This is a genomic window from Pontibacter saemangeumensis (assembly GCF_039541895.1).
Classification (GTDB): domain Bacteria; phylum Bacteroidota; class Bacteroidia; order Cytophagales; family Hymenobacteraceae; genus Pontibacter; species Pontibacter saemangeumensis.
On the sequence record NZ_BAABHC010000029.1, the window covers coordinates 863953 to 887263 of the forward strand.

General features: G+C 54.2%; 11 protein-coding genes. 1 reads left to right on the top strand and 10 read right to left on the bottom strand.

What is annotated here, in order from left to right; genetic code table 11:
- Positions 1-350: 350 nt before the first annotated feature.
- The gene (locus ABD920_RS21845) at positions 351-2315 is read right to left on the bottom strand and encodes a glycoside hydrolase family 127 protein (protein WP_345162296.1); all 1965 of its coding nucleotides are present in this window, start codon (positions 2313-2315) and stop codon (positions 351-353) included.
- A 293-nt stretch (positions 2316-2608) separates the two neighbouring features.
- On the opposite strand from ABD920_RS21845, the gene ABD920_RS21850 reads away from it, so the two are divergent.
- Positions 2609-3502 carry an AraC family transcriptional regulator gene (locus ABD920_RS21850; RefSeq protein ID WP_345162298.1) on the top strand — a complete coding sequence of 298 codons (894 nt, stop codon included), beginning with the start codon at positions 2609-2611 and terminating at the stop codon, positions 3500-3502.
- Between the two features lie 401 nt (positions 3503-3903).
- On the opposite strand, the gene ABD920_RS21855 is transcribed toward ABD920_RS21850, so the two are convergent.
- From ABD920_RS21855 to ABD920_RS21895, 9 genes are all read right to left on the bottom strand, one after another.
- Positions 3904-6159, bottom strand: a complete 2256-nt coding sequence (locus ABD920_RS21855; protein ID WP_345162300.1) for a S9 family peptidase — start codon at positions 6157-6159, stop codon at positions 3904-3906.
- Positions 6160-6449: 290 nt separating this feature from the next.
- Positions 6450-8042, bottom strand: a complete 1593-nt coding sequence (locus ABD920_RS21860) for a RagB/SusD family nutrient uptake outer membrane protein (RefSeq protein ID WP_345162302.1) — start codon at positions 8040-8042, stop codon at positions 6450-6452.
- 19 nt (positions 8043-8061) lie between these two features.
- Positions 8062-11064 (bottom strand): SusC/RagA family TonB-linked outer membrane protein, encoded by a 3003-nt coding sequence (locus tag ABD920_RS21865; RefSeq protein WP_345162305.1) that lies wholly within the window; start codon positions 11062-11064, stop codon positions 8062-8064.
- 967 nt (positions 11065-12031) lie between these two features.
- The gene (locus ABD920_RS21870) at positions 12032-13168 is read right to left on the bottom strand and encodes a Gfo/Idh/MocA family protein (protein WP_345162387.1); all 1137 of its coding nucleotides are present in this window, start codon (positions 13166-13168) and stop codon (positions 12032-12034) included.
- 52 nt (positions 13169-13220) lie between these two features.
- Positions 13221-14159 carry a sugar phosphate isomerase/epimerase family protein gene (locus ABD920_RS21875; protein WP_345162307.1) on the bottom strand — a complete coding sequence of 313 codons (939 nt, stop codon included), beginning with the start codon at positions 14157-14159 and terminating at the stop codon, positions 13221-13223.
- Between the two features lie 23 nt (positions 14160-14182).
- A complete protein-coding gene (locus ABD920_RS21880; protein ID WP_425568674.1) occupies positions 14183-17761 on the bottom strand; it encodes a PVC-type heme-binding CxxCH protein in 3579 nt (1192 codons plus the stop codon).
- 1158 nt (positions 17762-18919) lie between these two features.
- The gene (locus ABD920_RS21885; protein ID WP_345162309.1) at positions 18920-20230 is read right to left on the bottom strand and encodes an acetylxylan esterase; all 1311 of its coding nucleotides are present in this window, start codon (positions 20228-20230) and stop codon (positions 18920-18922) included.
- A gap of 59 nt (positions 20231-20289) precedes the next feature.
- A complete protein-coding gene (locus tag ABD920_RS21890) occupies positions 20290-21342 on the bottom strand; it encodes a pectinesterase family protein (protein WP_345162310.1) in 1053 nt (350 codons plus the stop codon).
- A gap of 429 nt (positions 21343-21771) precedes the next feature.
- Positions 21772-23289, bottom strand: a complete 1518-nt coding sequence (locus ABD920_RS21895) for a RagB/SusD family nutrient uptake outer membrane protein (RefSeq protein ID WP_345162311.1) — start codon at positions 23287-23289, stop codon at positions 21772-21774.
- Between the last annotated feature and the right edge of the window lie 22 nt (positions 23290-23311).

Below are 23311 nucleotides of genomic sequence, written 5' to 3' on the forward strand. Positions count from 1 at the left end.
GCAGCTTCTATAAAAGTATAAAAATCCCCCAGCCTTTTCAGCAGAAAAGCCTGGGGGATGCTTTTGTTTCTGTATATGGTTGCCTGTCGCTGGCTTTGAAGGAAGGTTCTATATCCCTGGGCTCAGGGGTTCATATTATGAGTACCAGGTCATCGCCTATATCCGTATATGCGTCGGCCGGTACTGCGCTTCTAACCTATATGGAATGGTTTATATAACTTCTAATGCACCAATGCCTATATGGATTTCACAGCTTTAAATATCCCCATATTGGAAACCGGCACCATCGCTTCCCTCATTTCATAGAATAGTCTACAGGACAGTGGTTGGGTATATAACGCAACCGCTCCTTAATAATTCAGCTTCACATCGCTCATTTTTGTAGGGAGCCAAACCTGCATCTGGCTTTTCCCACGGTTTGCCCACGCGTAATACGGGATGGCGGTAATGGTCTTTTTGTGAGTGGCCGCCGATAAGCCATCCGCACTGATGCGCACAGCCGGCACCTCGGCCTTCAGCGTAACCACGCCGTTGAGCAGGCTTTTGTCATAACTCACCTGGAAAGCCGTGTTCGCTGGCACCACCATGTTCCAGGCCTGCTTGTCGTTGTCCACGCCTTCCACGCAATACACCAGCGGGCCTCTCTGTAAGGCTATCCGGTTGTTGTTGTACACCAGGCTATCCTTCGACACAATCTTCTTCACTTCCATCGGGAAATTCAGCTCTACCTTGTCGCCTTTCTTCCACTTCCGGTCTATCACAGCGTACCCCTTGTCCATTTTATAGGGAACCGCTTTCCCGTTCAGCAGCACCGTGAACTTGGCAGGGTCTTGGTCGGTGAAGCGGTATAGGTCTCCGGGAACAGGCTCTCCCTGCACCCAGCCGGGGATGCGCAGATGAAGGGCTGATTTTGTCGCTGACTTCGGGTTGAGGGTTATATCCACTTTTCCCTCCCAGGGGTAGTTGGTCTTCATCTCCACCGGCACCTGCTTATTGCCCATGTCAAATGTGGTATTGCTGCCCACGTAAAGGTTCACCCATATCCCGTCACCTGACTGCGCATAGATATAGTTGCCGAGGGAGGCGATCAGGCGGGAGATGTTGGCGGGGCAGCAGGCGGTGCCGAACCACTCGCTGCGCTGGTGCTGCCCCTGCGAGGCCAGCGGGTTGCCGTAAAAGAACCGATCCCCGCTCAGCGACAAGCCGTCGAGGGCGCCGTTGTAGAGGCTGCGTTCCAGCACATCGGCGTACTTGCTGTCGCCGGTGAGGGAGTTCATGCGCTGGTTCCAGAAAACCATCCCGACCGATGCGCAGGTCTCGCTGTACGCCCGCTCGTTGGGCAAATCATAATCCTCGGAGAAGCCCTCGTTCCTGCCCGAAGAACCTATCCCGCCCGTGATGTACATGTTGCGGTACACCACGTCTTCCCACACATCCTTCATGGCGTTCATATACCCTTTATCGCCTGTCTGGGTAGCCACATCCGCCGCGCCGGTGTACATGTACATGGCCCGCACGGCATGGCCCGTGATCTGCTTCTGCAGCTTTACCGGCAGCACATCCTGGGCATAGGCGGTGTCTTTCCAGTCTGTCCAGGTATATCCCTTGGCAACTTTACGCCCGCGCTCTGCCAGCAGCCAGTCTGCCATGTCGAGGTACTTTTTGTCTTTCGTGGTTTTGAAAAGCTTCACCAGGGCCAGCTCCAGTTCCTGGTGGCCTGTCACCCAATGTTCCTTTCCGGGGCCAAACAAAGAGGCGAAATGATCCGCGAACTTTGTGGCTACCTCCAGCAGCTTCTTTTTGCCGGTCGCATCGTAGTAGGCAACGGCAGCCTCGATGAGGTGGCCGCCGTTATAATCCTCGTGCATGCTCATATCCGTCCAGCGCTTTTCCGGAAACTGTAGCGTGTAGTAGGTATTGATATACCCGTCCGGCTGCTGGGCCTTGGCGATGATGTCGATCCACTGGTCTGCCTTCTGCTCCAGTTGGGCATCTGGCCTGTTGTTTAGGGAGTAGGCAATCGCTTCCAGTGCTTTGTACACATCCGAATCATCATAGAAGATGCCTTCAAACTTGCCTTCTTTCAGACCAGCCGTGATCTCAAAGTTCCGGATCCGCGGGGTTTTCACCTCCGTCTGCTCGATGCAAACGGGGATGGTCACGGTGGCCACCTGGTCGATGCGGGGTTTCCAGAACGAATCCGTGACGGTGACTTTTGAGAACTTAACTGGCTCCACCCGCTGCCCCTGTGTTTGTGCAAAGGCGCCTGGCAGGAGCAAGGTTAAAGCGAAAGCGCTACATAGTGTCTTTTTCATGCTGCTCGTTTCTGTATGATGAATTGCAATAAGCTGAATTTAATCGGTTGCTGGTAAAGCTATATATAATATGAAGTTATATAGGGCGCTGCCACGAAGCTACCTTGCATTTATATATAGCTGCAGGTTGCGATATATAACTGGTTAATTTTTTTGATGACAGAAAACCCACCCCTGCCCCTTCGGCAGCTGCGTTTTCTGTGTCTCCCCTAATCATGGCACTATATTACCTCTGTATTGCTTTTTTTGCTTAACTTAAAGGTAATATTGCCGCATGCACACCAACCAGCACCATGAAACCAGTCTATTTCCAGATACCCAAGACATCAGGCGAAACCATCCGCGTTCAGCATGAGGTTCAGCCGCATTTTTACGATAACCTGCACTTCCACCCCGAGGTTCAGATCATGCTCATCTGCGAAGGCTCCGGCACGCAGTTTATCGGTGACAGCATTGGCAGTTTCACCTCCGGCGACCTGCTGCTGCTTGGCCCCAACCTGCCGCACGTGTTTCGCAACGACAAGCGGTATTACGAGCAGGATTCCGTGCTGAAAGCCGAGAACATCTCCGTCTTCTTCCAGGTAGAGTCGTTCGGCGAGCATTTCCTGTCCTTGCCGGAGGCCTATCCAGTGCACAAGCTGCTGCTCTACAGCAAGCGCGGCATCCGCATCAAGGGGGAAACGAAAAGCAGGATGACCGCCCTCACGCAGCAGATGCTCCGGCTGGAAGGCTTCGAAAGGATCATCCAGCTTTTCACCATCCTGCACCTGCTCTCCCTGTCCAGGGAACTGGAGCCGCTCTCGTCTGTCGGCTTCGACGGGCCACAGAACGAGTCGGACAGCAAGAAGATCAACGATGTGTTTACCTATATCATGAACAACTTTTCGGAGGAGGTGAAGCTGCAGGAGGCGGCAAGCATCGCCAACATGAGCGTGAATGCCTTCTGCCGCTACTTCAAACAGCACACCCGCAAAACCTTCTCCAACTTCCTGAACGAGATCCGCATCGGCCATGCCTGCCGCTTGCTCATTGAAGACAAGTGGAACGTGCGCGAAACAGCTTTCGATTGTGGCTTTGACAACATCTCCTACTTCAACCGCCAGTTTAAAAACATCACCTCCTACACTCCGTCCGAGTATGTGAAGCTGCACCGGGAAAAGTACTCCGCTCCCCTGCCACTGGTATAATTGTAAACTTACTTTAACTCAATCATCAATAAAGTTTTTTGCCTCCGCTTATAGCTGCCGTACATCCCCGGCCTCACTACAATTCATGTTCTATGGCTTACTTTGGTGCTCTCTTAGGCCGAGAGGCCGCGTTTTCCCGTCCGGCGCTGTGTAGCTGAACCTGCCCTCGCTCCGCTGCGGCCTGCCTCACTGCGTTCGGCACCGGAACAGCTACAAGGCGCCTCCTTGAAAAACTGGAAGAGGCTTTGCTTCGATTGGTCATACAGCAGCTTTATAGTTCTGTAACAAATTAAAGTGCGGTAATCTATGATCCGCTGAACTCCCGAATTCACATTTATAATTATATCGCCTTACCTCTTCGCTTATGGCCGGGAAGGCCCCGGAACCCTGTACCTTTTTCGCTATGATTCCGGCACTGCAGGCTGCTGCCCTTGCCACTCCGGCGGCTCCACCCCCAGCAGGTGCCGCACGAAGAAGTCGCGCCGTTTGTGCTCGCCGTAATCGCCGCCCAGCGAGTGGCCCATGCCCGGCACCATCAGGAAATCGAAGTTCTTGTTCGCCTTTATCAGGGCGTTGACCAGTTGCAGCGAGGAAGCCGGGTCCACGTTATCATCCATCTCCCCGAGGATCAGCATCAGTTTGCCCTGCAGTTTGTGTGCGTTCTCCACGTTGGAGGAAGCCGCGTAGTGCGGGCCGATTTTACCCATCCACTGCTCGTTCCACCAGATCTTATCCATGCGGTTGTCGTGGCAGCCCGAGGAGGAAACAGCCACTTTGTAGAACTCCGGGTGAAACAGCAGCGCGCCCGCCGAGCTCTGCCCTCCGGCGGAGTTACCGAAAATGCCTACCCGCGCCGTGTCCATATAGGGGTACTTCTGGGCGGCGGCCTTTATCCAGCCGATCCTGTCCGGGAATCCCGCGTCCTTCAGGTTCTGCCAGCATACGTCGTGGAAGGCCTTTGAGCGGTTAGAAGTGCCCATGCCGTCCAGTTGCACCACGATAAAGCCCAGTTCCGCCAGCTCATGCAGGAACCGGTAGCGGAAGTCAGAGTCAAATGTTTTAGGCACAAAAGAACTGTGGGGGCCTGCGTATATATACTCGATGATAGGGTATTTCTTGGCCGGGTCGAAGTTGCTGGGCCGGATGATGATGCCCCATATATCGGTCTGGCCGTCCCTTGCCTTGGCGGTGAAAACCTCCGGTGCTTTCCAGCCTGCCTTGAACAAGTCCGTGGCGTCTGCCCGCTCCACCTCCATCAGCGACTTGCCGTCCGAAGCCCTGCGCAGCACCGCTACCTGCGGCGCATCTATCCTGGAATAAGCGTCCACAAAGTACTTATGGTCCGGGGAGAGCGTCGCGGCGTGGTTTGCATGCTCTGTGGTGAGTGGTGTCAGGCCGCTGCCGTCGAAGTTTACTTTGTAGTACTGGATCAGATACGGGTCCTGCCCCTTCTCCCGGCCGCTGCCCGCAAACACGATGCGCCGCGCCTCCTCATCCACATGCAATACCCCGCGCACGACCCACTCCCCTTTCGTGATCTGGTGCTTTACTTTCCCCGTCTCCCCGTCATACAGGTAGAGGTGGTTCCAGCCGTCGCGCTCCGAGGCCCATATAATCTCCTTGCCGTCCGCTACATCGTGGCGGTACTTCTTGCTGCTGTAGTCGATAAACGTCTTACTCTCCTCTTTGATGAGCTCTTTTACCTTGCCCGTCACCGCGTCTACCTCCAGCACCTTGTAGGCCTGGTGTCCCCGCTGATTGTACTCCAGCGTGAAGGCGCGCCCATCCTTTCGCCACGCCGGGTTGGAGAGGCTGTACTGTTCCCCGGGATTGAAAGGCGCGGGATCGACACGCACCTGCTGCTTTTTATTTACCAAGAAGAGTTGCGGGGACTTCTGGGGCAGGGCGTCGCCCGGCTTCAGGTAATTGCGGGTGTGCAGTTTGGGCTGCAGTTGGTCTTCCGGCGAGGACTCGAGCAGGTAGATCAGGCGTTCCTGGCCCTGGCGCACCTTGTTGGTCGCCAGCTTTTCGGAGTCCGGTGACCAGGAAATGTAAGAGGAATAGTACTCTCCCTTCGATCCGTCAAAACTCAACTGGTGCTCTTCCTTTTGCTTCTCGTCCCCGGCCGGGCGTATATAAACATTGTAGTTTTTGATGAAAGCTACCCACTGGCTGTCGGGCGAGGGAACAGGCTTGTTGCCCAGTTCGTCTCTTCCGCCGCCCCAGTACCCGTTCTCACGCCGCTCGGCAGGGCCTTTTTCCTGCAGCTTGTAGGAGCGCAGCGACATGCTCCAGACCTTGCCACCATGTTCGAAGCCCAGTTCCCTGCCTTTGTCTGCAAAGGTGATCCTGGAGAAGGGTAGTTTGTAAGGCGCCACCTCCTGGCCTGTGGCTGCGGAGAGGGCTTTGGCCAGCCGCTCCTGATCGAAAGCCGCTTTTTTAGATCGCTTCGCTGCATCCACCAGCATAAACTCTTTTCCTTTGGGCGTCTGTTTCACGTACCAGAACATCTCCTCCCCCTCCAGCCAGTGGAAGCTGCCGGGGGCGTGGTACATCTTCCCGTCCATCGCCTCTTTCATGGCTTCCGCGCGCTGGTAGTCCTGGCGCGTGCCCTGCGCCCGAAGCGGGGATATATAGCACAGGAGTAGCACAGTCATCAGACAACATGCAAGCACCGTGGTGCGCAATGGGCGTGGGGCTGAAGGGAACGTGCTCGTAGGGGTATGGGGAAAAATCATATATTTCCGGGTTTGAATGATCGCTTTAGCAATTAACACTTTAAACAGCAGAAACGCCTTCTGCATACTAACCAATCCTGATACTATATTAACCTCTCCAATGCCTGCGCCTGAGACTATATGGCCCAAAGAAAAACCGCTCACCAGTTTACCCCACCATTTGGGGCACCGGTGAGCAGAGTAATCTCACTTAAACCTAATATGAAGTTTTAGTATCCCGGGTTCTGTTTCAGGTTCGGGTTTTTATTTAACTCCGCCTCCGGGATCGGGAACAATGTTTTAGAAGGATCGCTGGGCGGGTGGTTGAACCACGCCTTTGTCGTGAACACGCCGAAGCGGATCAGGTCCTGGCGGCGATGCGCCTCCGCCGCAAACTCCCAGCCAAGCTCATCCAGCATCCTGCCGTACTGGATATCCGCTCCACCGCTTCCGGGCCCGTTCAGGATAGTACCATTCTCATCCTGCAAACCATATGCATAGGTGCTGCCCTGCATCAGTTCAGCGCCTGTCACCACGGCTTTGGCCGGGTCTGTGTTTCTGAACGCCCGCTCGCGCACCTGTGTCACCAGCTCGGCAGCCTCATCTGCCCTGCCGGTCCGGAGCAGGCTCTCTGCCTTCATCAGCAGCACATCCGCATACCGGAACATCGGGTAGTCGTTGTCGAGTGAACCCGTTGCGCCCGGCTTGATCTTGTATTTCCCTATCCGGAAGCCCTGGTTCGATTGTGTGGCGGCAATGCTGGGGAGCTGTTTCACGTAGTTGATCACCACTTCCCCGGTTGTGGCGCTCACCTGCGGCCCCATGATCCACGAATCCTCTAAACGGCTGTCATCCTCGTCATAGGTGTCGATGAACTGCGGCACGGCGGCGTTTCCGCCCCAAGGTCCGGCCTGCATATTATAGACAAACCTGCTCAAGGGGTCAAGGGTCTTCATGTGCGTCGTGTTCCCTGTGCCATATATCTCATCGTACGGCACCGCAAAAATGATTTCCGGGGAGTTGTGGTTGGTGTAGGTAAACACATCTGCGTAATTCGGGTCCAGGTTATAGTACCCGCTGTTGATGATGTCGTTGCATTGCTCGATTGCTTTTTCCCATTGCGGCGTCCCGGTATATACCTCGGCGTTCAGGTAGATTTTAGCCAGCAGCGCCTTCACGCCCCACTTGTTTAGCTGCCCGTAGGTGGAGGAAGGGTCTTCGCTCAGGAGGGGCATCACGGCCAGCAGTTCTGTTACAACGAAGTCATATACCTCCTGCCGCGTTTTCTGCACCGGGAGTTCCACATCCCTGAAATCCGTCACGATCGGCACATTCCCGTGGTTATCCAGCAAAAGATAATAGGCAAATGCACGGGCTGCTTTCAACTCCGCCTCCAGCGCCTCCCGGCCGCTCTCGATCGGGATCTCGCCGTCCTCTACCTGGGCCAGGATCCGGTTTGCCGTGGTAATGCTCCGGTAGGCGCTCTGCCAGGTGTTGGTGGGTTGCCACTGCAATGGTGTCCAGGTGTGCGTGTGCATGCGCAGGTAGGTGCCGCCATCGTACCACCCGTTGGGGCGGGCGGGCGTCACAATCGCATCCGCCGGCTCCTCCTGCAGATCAAGGTAGCCCTGCCACCCCATCATCAGGCCCCTGAACGAGGCATAGACCGGGGCAATGATGGCGGGGATATCCCGCTCGGTAGGCTGAAAGCTGGTCGCAAGAACCTCCGAGAAAACTTCCTCGTCCAGGTCTGTGCAAGAACTGATAAATCCTGATGCCCCGATGGTGGCGGCTAACATATATAATGTAACTTTCTTTTTCATAATCCTGATTCTTAAAACCTTAGAATGTTAAGCTGAGACCTGCTGTGAACGTCCGGGTAGTCGGGTACTTATCGCGCTGGTCGTTACCCGGATCAAAACCTGTGTAGCTGACACCCTCGGGGTCTATGCCTTCATAGTCTGTGATGGTAACCAGGTTGAGCCCTGACACATATACCCGTGCATTCCGGACAAAGCTGATCAGGTTCGCCGGCAGCGTATAGCCCAACGTCACATTGTCCAGCTTTACATAGTCGCCCTTCTCAATGTAGTGGCTCACGTACACCAGGTCGTTGTTCAGCCGCTGGCCATATACCGGATCATATGCCTGCTTCAACATGTTATATGTCTTGTTCTTCGGATTCTCATAGAACATCCGCTGGAAGTTAAGGATGTCGTGCCCGAAGGCGCCCCGCATGTTCACCGACAGGTCGAAGCTCTTAAAGCGGAAAGAGTTGTTCCAGCCTGCTATTTGCTTCGGAATCCCGTTGCCATAGAACTGGCGGTCTTCCTGGGTGGCATCGTTAATGGAGATCGTCTCCCCGTTTGCATTTTCCACGAGCCAGGTGCCGCTTTCATCGACCCCTACCGTTTTCCAGACAAAGAACCGTCCCACTGGCTCGCCTACCACCACACGGTGGGTATAGTCCTGCACGGGCTCTCCGGTGTACCCTGCGTTGAAGAAATCATTCGTGGCTTCAAACTGGTCGTTAGATAAGGACACGAGTTCATTGCGGTTCGTGGAGAAGGTCAGGTTGGAATTCCACTCAAAGTCGTCGTTCTGCACCGGGGTGAAGTTCACTAATACTTCGATTCCCTCGTTTCGTAATGTACCGGCATTGATCATGGTGGAACCTACCAGGTAGGGCGGCGTAGGAACCGGGAAACTGTACAACAGGTCGTTTATATTGCGTCGGTAAGCGTCTATAGAGCCACTGATCCGGTTATTGAGGAAGGCGAAGTCAATACCCGCGTTGTACTCTTCCTTCTTTTCCCAGCGGAGGTCCGGGTTGAAGTTACGCGCCGGCACAAAACCCGGCACCCACTTCCCTCCGATAAACGCGCCGTTGCCCTGGCTGAAGTTGTAGCTAATCTGTGACAGGTATGGTGAACCGGCAATGGTGCCCGTCACGCCATAGCCCGCTCTTAACTTCAGGTCCGTAACAGCAGACATTCCTGCCATAAATGGCTCTTTGCTCAGGCGCCATCCTGCCGATACCGCCGGGAAAGTACCCCATTGGTTGTTTACCCCGAACCGGGACGAGCCCTCGCGGCGCACGCTGGCCATTAACAGGTACCTGTCGTCCCAGCTATAGGTCAGGCGGCCGAAGAAACCGGCCAGCTGCCATTTCTGCTTGTAGCTGCCCATGCCCGCCTGGCCTGCCTGTAGCGCCTGCCCGGCCCCTAAGTTGTTCCAGCCGTAGGCATCGGTCGGGAAATTCCAGTTGCTGGCGTTAAAACCCTCGGCCGTTTCATCCTGCCAGCTATAGCCACCCAGCACGGTAAAGCGGTGCTTGTCGATGGTTTTGGAATAATTGGAGGTCAGCTCCAGCAGATTTCTCCTTTCGGCGTCTGTGCTGCGGTTGGCGTTACTGTTCCTGTTGTTCAACCAGGTGTCGGTGTGCTCGAAAGTCGTGGCATAACCCCACAATGAATTTGTCTGGATATGCGACACCAGCATCCGGATATCAAGGTCCTTGATCGGTGAATAATCCAGGCTACCGCTCATCCGCATTTCCCTGTAGGTATTTTCGGAGTTTGTCTCTTCAATCAAGGCCACCGGATTTTCATAAAAGTAGCCGTCCCGCTGCTGCCATTCGCCTGTCTCTGTTCTGACACGGTCCGTTGGGTTCCGGATGATCGCCTGCCGGTAGGCGTAGCCACCCGCGCCTCCCTGCGCAGCTGAAGTAATGCGGTTGATCACCTGTATATTGGCCCTGAGTTTGTCCTCGAACATAGAATGGTTCAGGTCGGCCCGCACTGTAAAACGCTCCTGCCCTGACCGCTTGAAGATGCCCTCCCAGTTCCGGTAGTTCAGCGAGCCGGTGAAATTGGTGGTGGAGTTGCCCCCGAAGAAGGTCAGGTTGTGGTTATGGCTAACCGGCGTCTGCATGATCTCATCCAGCCAGTCGGTGTTGCCGCCATAGTCGTCATAATCTATCCCTTCCTCCTGGATCAGCCTGCGGTAATCGTCCCCGGTCAGCAGCTCCGGTCTTCTGGCAATGGTCTGCACCGTCGCATATGCGTTGTATTCGATGGTGCTGCGCTCCCCTGAGTTTTTGCGGGTCGTGATCAGGATAACGCCGCCTGTGGCGCGTGTTCCATATATAGCCGCCGCCGATCCGTCCTTCAGCACGTCCACCGACTCGATGTCTTCCGGGGCCACGGTGTTAAGGTTACCCGGCACGCCGTCAATCAACACGAGCGGTTCGGAGTTGCCATTGATGGAGCTGATGCCTCTCAGGTTGATTTGCGTGTTCGCCGCCGGGTCGCCGCTTGGGGTGGAGATGCGCAAGCCGGCCACTTTCCCCTGCACCAGCTGCGCGGCATCCCGCACGGCCCCCTGCACGAAGTCCTCTTTGCTGACGCTGGAGACCGCACTTGTCACATCCCCCTTCTTCTGCGTGCCGTAGCCGATCACTACTACCTCCTCCAGCTGCTTCTGGTCCACGGCCAACTGCACGTTCACCTGGCTCCTGTTATTGAGGGGAACTTCCTGTGCCGTGAAGCCGATATAGCTGAAGACAAGCGTAGCATTGAGGGGCGCGGCCAACTGGTATCTCCCCTCCGCGTCTGACACGGTTCCGGTGGTGCCGCCTTTCACTGAAATCGACACGCCGGGGAGGGGTGTCCGGTCTTCTGCTGACGTGACAACTCCCGTTACCTGTGTTTCCTGAAGCGCCGCCCCGGGGCGATTGATCACTCCTGCAAAAGCGTCTCCACCCTGGAAACAGGGAACCACGACAGACAGCAGCGCAGTGCCCGAGATCGCAAGAATCCGATTAGTAAATTTCCATTTCATCATGTGCTTGTTAAAATTGAAAGTGTTTACAACTGTTGTGTATTGACATCAAAGCCTGATGCATTCGGGCGTAGTACATCCTGTGTTATAAACAGGCGCACAGGCCTTACTTATACCACTCGCATTCTTCCCTTAACCTGATAATTTCAGCTATTAATAATGATGGAATATTTATATACCGTGATCACGAGTTTTAAATATCCGCGCCGCAAGACGGGGCTTCTTCGAAAAAAACCCCTGTATCCAACGTTGTTTATTCTGCATCCTGAGTGTTAAAGAGCACTCTTGCACGGGCATGGCTTTTCCAGGCAACATCTATATATAGCTTTTAAAACTACCTAAAGATCAGCGTGTTGAACCCTGCCATATCATTTTCTAATGTTACTAAATTATAGTAAAAATTATCGATAAGCGAGTATCTATTAGCCAATTATGATACTATATTAACATAGCGCCGTTCTTTTCGGTAAATTTATATTATAGTCAGACGTGGAAATGCACATGATATAGCCGATGAGTAAGAAGCGCCTATCCTGCTCAAAATTTGCTCAACCCTCCCTGCAGGAAGATAACCAGGGCAGAATATTCAGCTTGCCGCATCGGGTTATATGGTTGTGATTTGAGCAGATGGAGGTGCAGCTATATCCCGGGGACTTGCTGCTGGAAGGATGAAATAACAGCGCTTCTTTGAACGCCATCCCGAGAAGATGAGATTTGTTAAGTCAAGAAGAAACTGGGTTGTGCTGCCGGTCCAAGGGCTGTGTTTTCCGGGACATGAGCAGGTAAATGGAGGAAGGGTATATATGGAATTCCGCGGTTCGTCGCTTTGGTGCTACGGACGCTTCCGGCAGTGTGCTGTTTAGAGGCAGGGGATGGCACAGCTTCAGGCAGGAACGGCCACATCATCTGAACCGCCCCTGCACTGAACTGCTATGCTTTTGAATTGAACTGCTTTTCAGCAGAAAACTTTTTAGGTGCGCGCTTCAGCACCTGCTGTTGACAAGGTAAACACCGGCATATGCATGATCTCTCCGCCTTTCATGGCTGACTCGTGCGCCAGGATGCCCACGCAGGTGATGTTGGCCGACTGCCGTGCGTTGGGGTACGGCTCGCGCCCCTCCACCAGTGCGCTCACGAACTCGTGCACCAGGTGCGGGTGCGAACCGCCGTGCCCGGCCCCCTGGATGAAGGACAGGTGCTGGTTGTCGTCCGAGTCATATACCCCCGCCTGCGTAAAGTTCTGAATCTCCTCCGGAAGCAGGTGCGCGTAGTCCGGGATCTTCACCCGCTCAGGCACCTCGCCCGTATGGATCACGCTGTCCTCGTGCTCGATCTGCGTCCACTCAAAGGATTTTTTGGAGCCATATACGTCGAAGCTCTCGCGGTACTGGCGCGCCGTGTTGAACAGCGAGCGCGTCACCTCCGCCGACAGGTCTGAATTCCTGAACTTGATGTGGCAGGTCTCGATGGCGAATGGGGAGCCGTATTTCGGGATCAGCTCCTCGTCGATCCTGCCTGAGCCCAGGCACGAAACGTACTCAGCCTCTGCACGCGGCAGCGCCAGCACCGGGCCCACGCAATGGGTGGCGTAGTGCATCGGCGGCAGCCCTTCCCAGTAGCCCGGCCAGCCGGCCATCTCCTGCTGGTGGGAGGCCCGCAGGAACTGGATCCTGCCCAGCTCGCCCTTCTCGTACAGCTCCTTCACAAACAGGAACTCCCGGCTGTAGATCACCGTCTCCATCATCATATAGGTAAGGCCCGTCTCGGCGACCAGCTCCACGATCTGGCGGCACTCCTCCACCGTGGTGGCCATGGGCACGGTGCAGGCCACGTGCTTGCCTGCCCGCAGCGCCGCGATGGACTGTGCCGCGTGGCTCTGGATGGGCGTGTTAATGTGCACTGCGTCCACATTCGGGTCTTTCAACAGGTCCTCGTAATCCGTGTACCGCACCTCGATGCCGAAGGCGTCGCCGATCTCGTCCAGCTTGTTCTGGGAGCGCTGGCAGATGGCATACATATTGGCGTTCGGGTGCTTTTGGTAAATAGGAATGAACTCGGCTCCGAAACCGAGCCCAACGATTGCTACATTTATCTTTTTCTGGTCCATCATTTGTCTTTTTACTATGATCAGATTGTTTTCTCTGTAATGGGATTTTATTTTACACCGTCCCCCGGTGCGCAGGCTCTGCGCCACTCGCCCACTGGCGCAGAAACCGCAGGCCTTCCCGGGCGAACCCGTCCTGGCTGGGCACCAGCGGCCGCCAGATGCACACCGCACCCGCCAGCTCCTTCACCTCGGGCGTGAAGCTCTCGATGGAGACAACGCCCTTGTAGCCGATTGCCTCCAGCCCGCGCCTGTAGTCTTCCCAGCGTGTCTGGCCCGTGCCGGGCGTGCCCCGGTAGTTCTCCGAAACCTGCAGGTGAATCAGTTTGTCGCCCGCCAGCCGGATGGCCCGCTCGATGCTGGGTTCCTCGATATTCATATGGAAGCCGTCGAGCAGCACCTTGGCCGCCGGGTGGTTGATGTCGGCGATCAGCCGCATCACATCCTCCGCCGTGTTCACCAGGTCGGACTCAAAGCGGTTCAGGGGCTCGAGCGCGATCTCCAACCCGCGCGACGCAGCCATCTGGCACACCTTCCGCAGGTTGGTTACCGCCCTGTCCCACTCTGTCTTTTTCTGCTCCGGGGAAACGAGGCGGGCCTTGCCCACGGCCGAGTACATTGGCCCGGCCAGGAAGCCCGCTCCCAGTCCGACGCAGATGTCCAGGCAGGCTTCTATATAGTCAAAGCTTGTCTGGTGGTAGGTGGGGTCGTCGTTTGTCAGGTCGCGGCTCGTGCCGAAGGCCCCGCACACGATCGGCTCCAGCCCATTCTCCGCCAGCGCCTCCTTTACTTTCTTTACGTCCAGCAGCGCAGGGTCCTCCACCGGGATCTCCACCGCGTCGTAGCCCATCTCCTTTATCTTCGGGAAGAGGGAAACCGTCTCCGTGCTGAAGGGCGACGTCCAGAGCCAGGTGCTGACGCCGAATTTGATGTCTTTCAATCCCACGTTCGCACCTGGTGCAGCAGTGTCGCCGCTATATTCGTTTGAAGTCATGTGTTTCCTGCTTGTGCCTTTTACTATTCAACCTTCATGATACCGTTCATCAGGCGCCAGTGCCCAGGCACGGTGCACACGAACGGGTACTCTCCCGGCTTGTCCGGCGCGGTGAACACCAGCGTCTCCCGGCCCTGTGGGTCCACCAGCGGGGTCGCGATAATGACCTGTGTCGTACTCGGCACATAGTTTTTCTCGGCTCCCTTCGGGTCGCGGGCCAGCGCATCGGCGGCTTTGCCCACTTCCTCCAGCGTACCTGGCTGAATGAGCACGAAGTTGTGCTGCATAAAATCCGGGTTGGAGAAGTTAAGCGTCACCTTCTGGCCAGCCTTCACGGTAAAGCTCTGCTTGTCGAACTTCATCTCGTGCTCCACCACCTTTATATTGATAGTGGCTGCACTGGGTGCTTTTTTGGCGGCAGTGGCTTTTGCGGCGGGCTTGCTGTTCGGGGCAACTGCCCGTACGTTCTTCTCCCTGGTTACCGCAGCCACGGAGGCGTTTCCTGTTTTCCGGGCACTGGCAACCGGCTTCTTTAATTCCAGGCTGGCGTCCCTTCTCAACTCTCCTTTGAAAAAGAACCTGTCCGGGTAGTCCCCTACTTTATTATCGCCTTCGCGCACATCACGGCCCACGCGAACTTCTTCCAGCGTCAGCGGTTTTGTGAAAAGAGCGGGCGCCTTGGCTTCAGCCACTGTCTGGTCATTTACCTGTATGGTCATGACACCACCGGAAGTCAGTTTGGCTACCGCATCGAACCTCTCCTGCGGCAGGGCCGTCGTAGAAGTCGCTTTGTAAGGCTTGCCATTCTGCTTCACCAGCCAGTGCAGCTTGTTATCCTGCACATACAGGCTGTACCCGGCCTTGTCATCGCCATGCGACATGATAACCCCTTCAAACCCTTCCTGAGACGGGCCGATGGAGGCGCGCACTGTGATTTCTTTGTCGGTAACATCCGGCGGGAACATGATCGGGGTCCACCTGTCGAGCCTGTACTGCTCCTGGCCCATGCTCTTGACAAGGCGCTCCGAAACGGTCAGCACAGAGTCCGGCCTCTCCAGGGATAAATCCTTGGGAGCTGCCGCCATAAATCCCTGCTGGTGCGCGAGCGCGGCTGCGAAAAGTGCCTGCGGCATGTACTCGTCTTCGGCAATCCCGGGTTTCTGGCTCGCCTCATATACCAATTTTCCTAAATCAGCGGAGGCGGGCATGTCGGCAATGGCCAGGGTAGTGGCCAGGGTTACCCGCAGGTCCGGGTCGTTCATCAGGTTCGCCTGCTGGATGGCTTTCAGGGTCGCCTCGTTTCTCGGCAGCACCTGCACCGCGTTCTTCCGCACACCGGCGGCCGGGTGTGAAAGGGCCTTCACCGCCACTTCCATTGCCTGCGCGTTCGAACCGTCTAAGGCTCCTAAGCCATGCAGCGTCCACAGCGCGTGCACAGCAGGGTTATTCAACCCGATCTCATCCACGCTCTGGTCATTCACCATCGCATAGAGCGCCGGGATCACTTCTTTTTTCTGGTTTTCCACGATCAGGCGTTGCGCCGTGGTGCGCCAGAACATGTTGTCGTTTTTCAGCGCTGCCAGCAGCCCCTCTGTATCATCTTTGCTCAGCTGCATCGGTTCGCGTGACTTCGCTCCTTTGTAAACAAGGCGATAAATGCGGCCGTGCTGCTTGTCGCGCCATGGGTTCACGTAGGCATTGCCCTCCCCGTTCTCAAAGCCGCGCGGCGTCGGGTTGTGCTGAATGATGAAGTTGTACCAGTCAGCTACCCATATAGCCCCGTCCGGTCCCACTTCTGCGTGCACAGGGGCAAACCACTCATCCGAGCTGGCCAGCAGGTTGAAGCCGTTCTTCTCGGTATAGCCTGCGCCCTTGCGCTCCAGCACCGCCTTGTGCAGCACGCGCCCGGTGGGCTCGGTTACAAGCCCCACGCTGTTCCAGAAGGATTTCGGGTAGTCCCGGGCGGTATAGATGTTGTGGCCCGCCGCGGCGGTGTAGCCGCCGTGCCAGTCTACCTGGCGCAGGTACGGTGTAATGTGCGGCATGTCGTAGTGGGTATCGATGCGGTAAACGGTGTTTCCTGAACCGCCGGCCACAGCCCGCTTCGCGTACTGGTTCGGCATGGCGAAATACGCGCTGTGCAAGCCGTTGGCTGTAGACACGAACACGTCGAATTCCTCGGAAAAGCCCAGGCCCCACGTGTTATTGGTTGTTCTTCCCAGCGGCTCCAGATTCCCTCCGTCCGGGTCGAAACGATAGAGTGCCTGGCTGAAGGCCATATCCTTGTCGTTCACGGTTCCGTTGTAACCGGAGTAGCCTACTACGCCCCATATCTTGTTGTCCAGCCCGTATTTCAGGTTAGAAGGGCCCGCGTGCGTGTCGCTTTTGCCCCAGCCCGTGATGATGTTCTCCCGCACGTCAGCCTTGTCATCGCCGTCCGTGTCCTTCAGGAAAACGAAGTTCGGAGCCATGGAAATGATCACGCCGCCGTTGGCAAATACCATACTGGTGGGGATGTTCAGGTCCTCGGCGAACACTGTTACCTTGTCTGCCTTGCCGTCGCCGTCCGTGTCCTCGAGTATCTTGATCCTGTCGTCGCCCTTGCCATCCTCGGTGCGTATCTCGTTGGGGTAATCCACTGTCTCGATCACCCACAGCCGCCCACGCTCGTCCCAGGCCATGGCGATGGGGTTGATGATGTCCGGCTCTGATGCGAAGAGCTGTAGCTCGAAGTCAACAGGCACTTGTATCAGTTTCTGCGACTCCTCCGGCGTAAGGGCGTGCTGGAACCTTGGTGCCGGGTCACGCTTTTCGTAATTGGGGATATCCGCCGCCTCAAAGGTCGGCGTGGGGATATTCAGCCGGGCCAGGCGGTCTTTCGCTTCGTCGCTCACAGCCCACTTCACGCCGTTGGCCACTAAATCGTGGAAGCCGGGGTTACCCCAGGTCCGCTCGTCATGTCCGTAGGCAGTATAAAAAACCTTTCCTTTCCCCTGTGTGCGCACCCATGTCCATGGTTCGCGGTGATCGCCTTCCACGCGCTCCATCAGCACCGTCATATCGGGGTTAAGCTTGTGGTGCACGTAAGTCTCGTCCCAAGTTTCGAATTCAGAAAGCCCTTGCATGACCGGATGTTCCGGCTTGGTGATGGGGGCGGTAAAGGTGCCCACGCCATGCGACTTGAACTGGCCGCCCACGGCGCTTATATACCAGTCGGAGTTCTGGAAGCTGAAAGAGGCGCTGTGAATCGGGATGAAGGCTTTGCCGCCCTCCACGAATCCCTTCACCGCCTGCTCCTGCTCCGGTGTGATTTTTTCATGGTTGGCGTAGATCATCAGGCCGTCATACTTGGCCAGGTTCTCCGCCGTCAGGTCAGCCGGGTCAGCCGTGTAGTGCAGGCTGATGCCCTCCTGGAAAAGGGGCATGGCCAGCATCGGGAAGAACCGCTCAGAGTCATGGTGCCTGCTCTCGTGCCCCAGAAAAAGAATGTCAATCCGTTTGGCGGGGGACTCGGCCAGCGGGCTTTTGCCCGTCTGCGCCTTCTGCGAGCAGCCTCCCAGCATCAAACTCAAAAACGTGATTACGCACAGTAATTTCCTCATCATTTTGGTCTCGTCTTTACTTATTAGTTATGTAATCTTTTCATTCTTAAAACTGGTATTTACAATAGCTACATCATCATACAACAATTGCCTCTATCTCCTGAAGCCTCTTTATGGCTCCCCTCTCAGCTTACCGGCTCCTGCACTTCAAGCTATATATAACCTCGTGACCGGCGCTGTTCACAGGGGTTTCTTCACCACCCATATCTCCTTTGCCAGTGAATTTACCTGCTCCAAGCCCAGGCACAAGTCAACGCAGTATCTTACACGAAGGGATGGCCGGACAAAGGTTAAAACACTCCGTAAATGCTCAGACCTTAAACACCAGGCACTACTGCCCCTAACTCCCATATGCGGATCAGGCTCTGAGCTGTAAGCCCATCGAGTTGATTCAGAAGAACATGAGACAGCGAATCAACCTGCCTTACGCCTTTACATGAAGTCAGTGCATATAGCGAGGCAAAACGATCAGCCTTGCGAGAAAACACACCCTCTATAGCAAATGTAATAAATACACTTTTAAAAAGCACCTTCCTTATTATCAAATATAGATACTATATTAACAAACTGCAGAGGTGTTAAGATGCGCCGAAGCGCGTGATTTACGAAGGATTATTAATGGCCTGTTCTAAACCTGCTTCTATATAGCCCGTGTGCAAAATACCGCCAAAGACAAATCATACACGTTTTTTAAATGCAGACGATCAACTTTTAAGTCGAATCCCAGGTGCAGGTATACCCCAAATTCCCTTGCAGGATCGCGTATCAGTGAATGCAGCAAACTGGGCAAACGGGCGTTCCCTTTAATAACAATAGCAGTTGGGTCATGGGCATTCCGTTTGACCTGACTGCGGATTCTCCTCCCTGGAGGGGTAGGGGTGGGTGCTGTAGAACAGCTTGGTGCGCAGGATGCAGGTGATAGGGGTATAAAACAGACAAGCGCGTAAATCAATGATTTACGCGCTTGTCTGTTTTAACGCTTAGCATGCGAAAGTGGAGAGGCAGAAGTACGACCCTATATAGAGCACTCACCTATACCGGCTTCTTCCGCTTCTGCGCCTCGCTGATAGCAATGTCCCGCAAGTGCAGTTCCAAAGGCTTAAGCCCCGGCTATATGAGCCGGAGACGCGGGGTGGTGTGAGAGCTGTGCTCCGTGAGCTAGTTCTGTCGGAGGTTTTCCATTATCCAATCCAGAATCTGATGACGCGTTGTCAGTGAAATCCAATGTTCATTTACAGGTGTAATCAACGCCTCTTTTTCACTTTTCAAGGTATTAAAGACGATATAGCTGGTGGTGGGCGGGCAGACATCGTCATTAAAACCCCAGGTCATAAACACAGGCACCTTGATTAACCTGGCGAAGTTAACCACATCATAGTATTGCAGTATCTTCAGCTTTTCCGGGGTGTCCATGCCCTCGAACTTGGTGAAAAGGTGCGGATAGCCTCCGGCCCTGTTGGCTTTGTACCCTGCCATGTCGCTTAAGGCGGGATGGCTGGCTGCGCAGGCGGTTACCCTGGTGTCGAGGGCTGTGGTGACCAATGCCAGGGCTCCTCCCTGACTCCCTCCCTGGGCGATGAGGTTTACCCCGTCCCATTCCGGGAGGGTGGTTAAATAGTCCAGGGCGCGTACACAGGTCAAGTACACTTTTTTCATGTAGTAGGAGTCCCTGTTGTCCAGGCCGTTGACTAAGTAGCTGTTATTGCCGCTGCCGAAGGCCCGACTCACCTCCTGGTAAGTTTCGGCATCCAAGTTGGGCCGGATGCCGTGTATTTCCATATCAAAGCGGATCACCCCGTTCTCGGCATAGAAAATATCTTTTAAGGGGTTCATCGGCTTGATGCCTGCGCCAGGAGGCGAAAACACGACAGGGTACTTTCCCTGCTTTTTGGGAATGGTGAGGTAGCCGTACACAAAGCTGCCTTTCTGGTATGCCTGCAGCTTCACAAGGTAGCAGTCCACTTTGTCATTCGAATATTCAGGGACAAAAACTCTGCTCACTTGCATGGGGCACTCGGATGCCTCTTCCTTCGCTTTCTGCCAGAAGCTGACAAAATCCTCCGGGAATTGCGTGTAGGGCGTAAGTTTCTCCGGCTCGAATCCGACTTTTATGTGGTGCTGGTACTCCTCCCCGTTGAGTTCCACCTTTAGCTGGCAATCCTTAAACCCCGGCTTGGACATTGTACCCAGGGAAATCACCGCTTTGCCATTCCTCAGGGTAGCTGTCCCGGTTTTATCGCTTGGCATTAACTCGGGCCCGATGCTATAGCTAATTTTAGCATTGTCTTGCAGGATGCCATATTCATAAAGCGAAACGGTGATTTTTGCCTCTTCATTCAACTTATAAAGCCAGTTGGTACTGCTGGGAGTCGTCACCCACAATACATTACTTTGGTGAGGGTAATTCTGGGCATCCGTAGCGTATATGATCAGGAAGCAGAATACGAGCAAGAGGAGTTTTTTCATCATCAAGTATGTGTGTCAGGCAGTACGGCTTTTGGTTTTCAGTTATATATCGGAACATCTGATCAGCGCACAGCCATGGGATCCCAGTTGCCAAAGATGTTATTTAAGGTATATGACTTTACCTCCTTCGCACTCAGCTGTTGCGACCAATCGGTTCTGGCCTTCGGATTTGCTCCGGGTCCTTTAGAATCATACTCCGCATAAAAGGTTGTTTTTTCTTTATCCGGGAACATTTCATCCCCTTTCCACGGATCCCAGCCCTGCGGCAGTATGTGCTTCTCCATCTGGGTTCTGATAAAAACCGTTTTTGCATAGGGCCTCCAGGGCCTCCCCAGGTATACTTTTTCCACTGAAGGGGCTGCAATCAAGGTGCAGTCAATAAACACATACCCGAAGTCGTGGCCGGGTCTGGTAGCGGCAGCGGTGATATAGGCATCCGTCAGGCTCTTGATCGTACAGTTCTGAAACACGGCGGTTGCCTCTCCAAAAATAAAGTCTACCGTTCCTTCGATGTAGCAGTCTTCATAATACTGACGGCTGTTTTCACTGGCCGTATAGAGGGTGTCCTGATTTCCCAACAACCGACAGTGCCTTACCACAACGCGATCTCCCTCCACGTGTAAGGCTACCGCCTGCCCTACCCGGCCGGCTGTGTTTTCTATGGTTAAGTTCTCCAGGATAATGTCATTCCCCTGAATCAAAACCGTATGGGAAGTATAGGTGCTGAATTTCTCCTGGCCAACAGCGTCTGCGCCCCCAGGTATTGTTTTCCCTGAAAAATCTTTCCCGGTAATAATGGTGTTCTCCAGGCTTTCCCCAATTAAGGTAAGGTTGGTTTTCCAGGAAGGAACCACCAGTTTCTCATGGTAGGTGCCCCTTTTGATCGAAATCGTCACTCTTTTGTGGCCCAGGTCCCGAACAGAATTAACCGCTTCCTGAATAGTGGTATAATCCCCGCTTCCATCCTGGGCAACCGTTATCGCGGAAGGATAAGAAGGTTTCTGCGCTTTTGCGGGAAACAAGCTTCCTAACATTAAGAGGAAAACCAGCAACAGCTTTAGCTCCGGGTTATTTACAGAAGTGTTTTTTAAATGGGTATGGTAATCCTGGTTCATGATGTTACTTTTTACAGTTCATTGTCAGCCTATATAACCTGACAATCCAGATTGCAGGGGAGTGAGCCCATTTGCGGAGATTCCTGTCTATATAGAAGCACCGTAGCCTGCCCTTTGTATAAGAAGTTTGCCTCTAAGATAAGCCAAAGGCCATGCGGAATGAAACCCTGGGCGAAGCATTGCATTATGGAGCAGGCCATACAAATCACGAACGTTATCCCCGCATCTTTGCTACTAACAGTTAGCCCGCTAAGCTTTGAAGGTTTGTTCTATTCCTTTATGAAAAATAGTGGCTCCTGATGGGAGTGAGTGAATAGCTCCAGCACTGGGGCTGAGACATGAAAAGCCGGATTCCCTCAAGAGGAATCCGGTTGTATTCACAATTCCACGCACATCAATTGCAGCCCGGGTTATATATTGACACAGGCTTTAATAATTCGGATTTTGCTTAAGATTTGGATTGGACACGATTTGTTCGGTAGGAATAGGGTATATGTTTCTCCATTCCTCAGTGATCCCTGTTTTGATACCAAACGTATCGGTATAATAGGATCCGAAGCGAATCATGTCTCTTCTCCTGTGGCCTTCCCAGAGAAGTTCCCGGGCTCTTTCATCTTCTATATCCGCGATCGTAAGCGTTGACAAAGGCGAGGCATTGCTTCGTTCCCTTACCTGGTTTACCAGGGTCAAAGCAGTTCCCACATCACCCGTTCTGAAGAGTGCTTCGGCTTTTATAAGCAGCACGTCAGCATATCGCATCAGCACAAAATCATTATCAGCATTAAACCCAGCCCACGATACTCCCACCGGCGAATATTTCAATACTTTGTATCCTTCGTTATCTTCCGCAGCCGTCATATCCTGGATAGGTACTAACACAAGCTGCTCGCCACTTGCATCCTTCAAAGGCGCTCCGTTCAAATAATACTGCGGACCATACGCAATCAGTTCTCTGCGTTCATCCTGCTCTTCATACCTGTTCAGAGCTATAGGCCCTGTGCTATATCCATTTGCCGGCGTAAAGGGCAAGCCGTACTTTTCTTTGTCCAGTGCGTGCTGCGTATAGAGAATGAACTGATTGTTTCCGGCGTTCACGGTGGGGTCTATCGAAAAGGAAGATATAATCTCTTGGGAATTCTCCTCGTTGGTGGCAAGAAACACGTCCCCTACTTTTCCCTCAAGCGCATAAGCCCCGGAATTAATCACTTTGTCGGCCATATCCACAGCCTCGCTCCAACGGGGGGTGCCGGTGTATACTTCGGCATTGAGGTATATGGTGGCTAAGGCAGCGTAAATGGCTTCCTTCGTAAACCGTGGATAGTACTCCGCACTGTTTACTTCGTTTACAGAGGGCAGTTCTTCGGCTGCCGCCAGCATTTCCGATACGACAAAGTCAAACACCTCTGCCCTTGAGTTGGTTGTCGGCAGGTTGTTTGGATCCACTCTGGCCTCGGTAAAAATGGGTACATTACCCCAGAAGTCCATGGCATAAAAATAAGCGTACGCTCTCAGAGCCCTTGTCTCGGCAATCAAGCTCCCCAGATTTTCCGCATTAGGAGAATCTGACAGGCTTTGCATCACCGCATTTGCTCTGCCGATGGTTGGGAATATGTACCACCCCCAGGCCCTGCTTACGGCCGAATTCTGTGGCGTAACCTGATGGCGCATGATCTCCATATTGTGCTCGTCGAACCAACCGCCGCTGGTCCTGCCAGGCACGAAAAACTCGTCTGTTCCGAACTCTGCAATACGCCAGGCGTCTCCCACATCCACCACCCTTGAAAGACTCTGGTAAACACCTACGACTGACGAAAGCGCTTCTTCCTCTGTCTGGTAATAATTATCCGGCGATAGCCGGCCAAACACCTCTTCGTCCAGATCAGTACAGCTTCCCGCCACCAGCGAAAGCAGGACTATTATCTTAACTTTTATTAAAATATTTTTCATGAGTATCCTTAGTTGGTGAGTT

Bases quoted from the DNA above. Each gene is read 5' to 3' on its own strand.
- ABD920_RS21855 (WP_345162300.1), bottom strand. From the start codon at position 6,159: ATGACTGTGCTACTCCTGTGCTATATATCCCCGCTTCGGGCGCAGGGC.
- ABD920_RS21880 (WP_425568674.1), bottom strand. From the start codon at position 17,761: ATGAGGAAATTACTGTGCGTAATCACGTTTTTGAGTTTGATGCTGGGA.
- ABD920_RS21890 (WP_345162310.1), bottom strand. From the start codon at position 21,342: ATGAACCAGGATTACCATACCCATTTAAAAAACACTTCTGTAAATAAC.
- ABD920_RS21870 (WP_345162387.1), bottom strand. From the start codon at position 13,168: ATGGACCAGAAAAAGATAAATGTAGCAATCGTTGGGCTCGGTTTCGGA.
- ABD920_RS21845 (WP_345162296.1), bottom strand. From the start codon at position 2,315: ATGAAAAAGACACTATGTAGCGCTTTCGCTTTAACCTTGCTCCTGCCA.
- ABD920_RS21850 (WP_345162298.1), top strand. From the start codon at position 2,609: ATGAAACCAGTCTATTTCCAGATACCCAAGACATCAGGCGAAACCATC.
- ABD920_RS21865 (WP_345162305.1), bottom strand. From the start codon at position 11,064: ATGATGAAATGGAAATTTACTAATCGGATTCTTGCGATCTCGGGCACT.
- ABD920_RS21885 (WP_345162309.1), bottom strand. From the start codon at position 20,230: ATGATGAAAAAACTCCTCTTGCTCGTATTCTGCTTCCTGATCATATAC.
- ABD920_RS21875 (WP_345162307.1), bottom strand. From the start codon at position 14,159: ATGACTTCAAACGAATATAGCGGCGACACTGCTGCACCAGGTGCGAAC.
- ABD920_RS21895 (WP_345162311.1), bottom strand. From the start codon at position 23,289: ATGAAAAATATTTTAATAAAAGTTAAGATAATAGTCCTGCTTTCGCTG.
- ABD920_RS21860 (WP_345162302.1), bottom strand. From the start codon at position 8,042: ATGAAAAAGAAAGTTACATTATATATGTTAGCCGCCACCATCGGGGCA.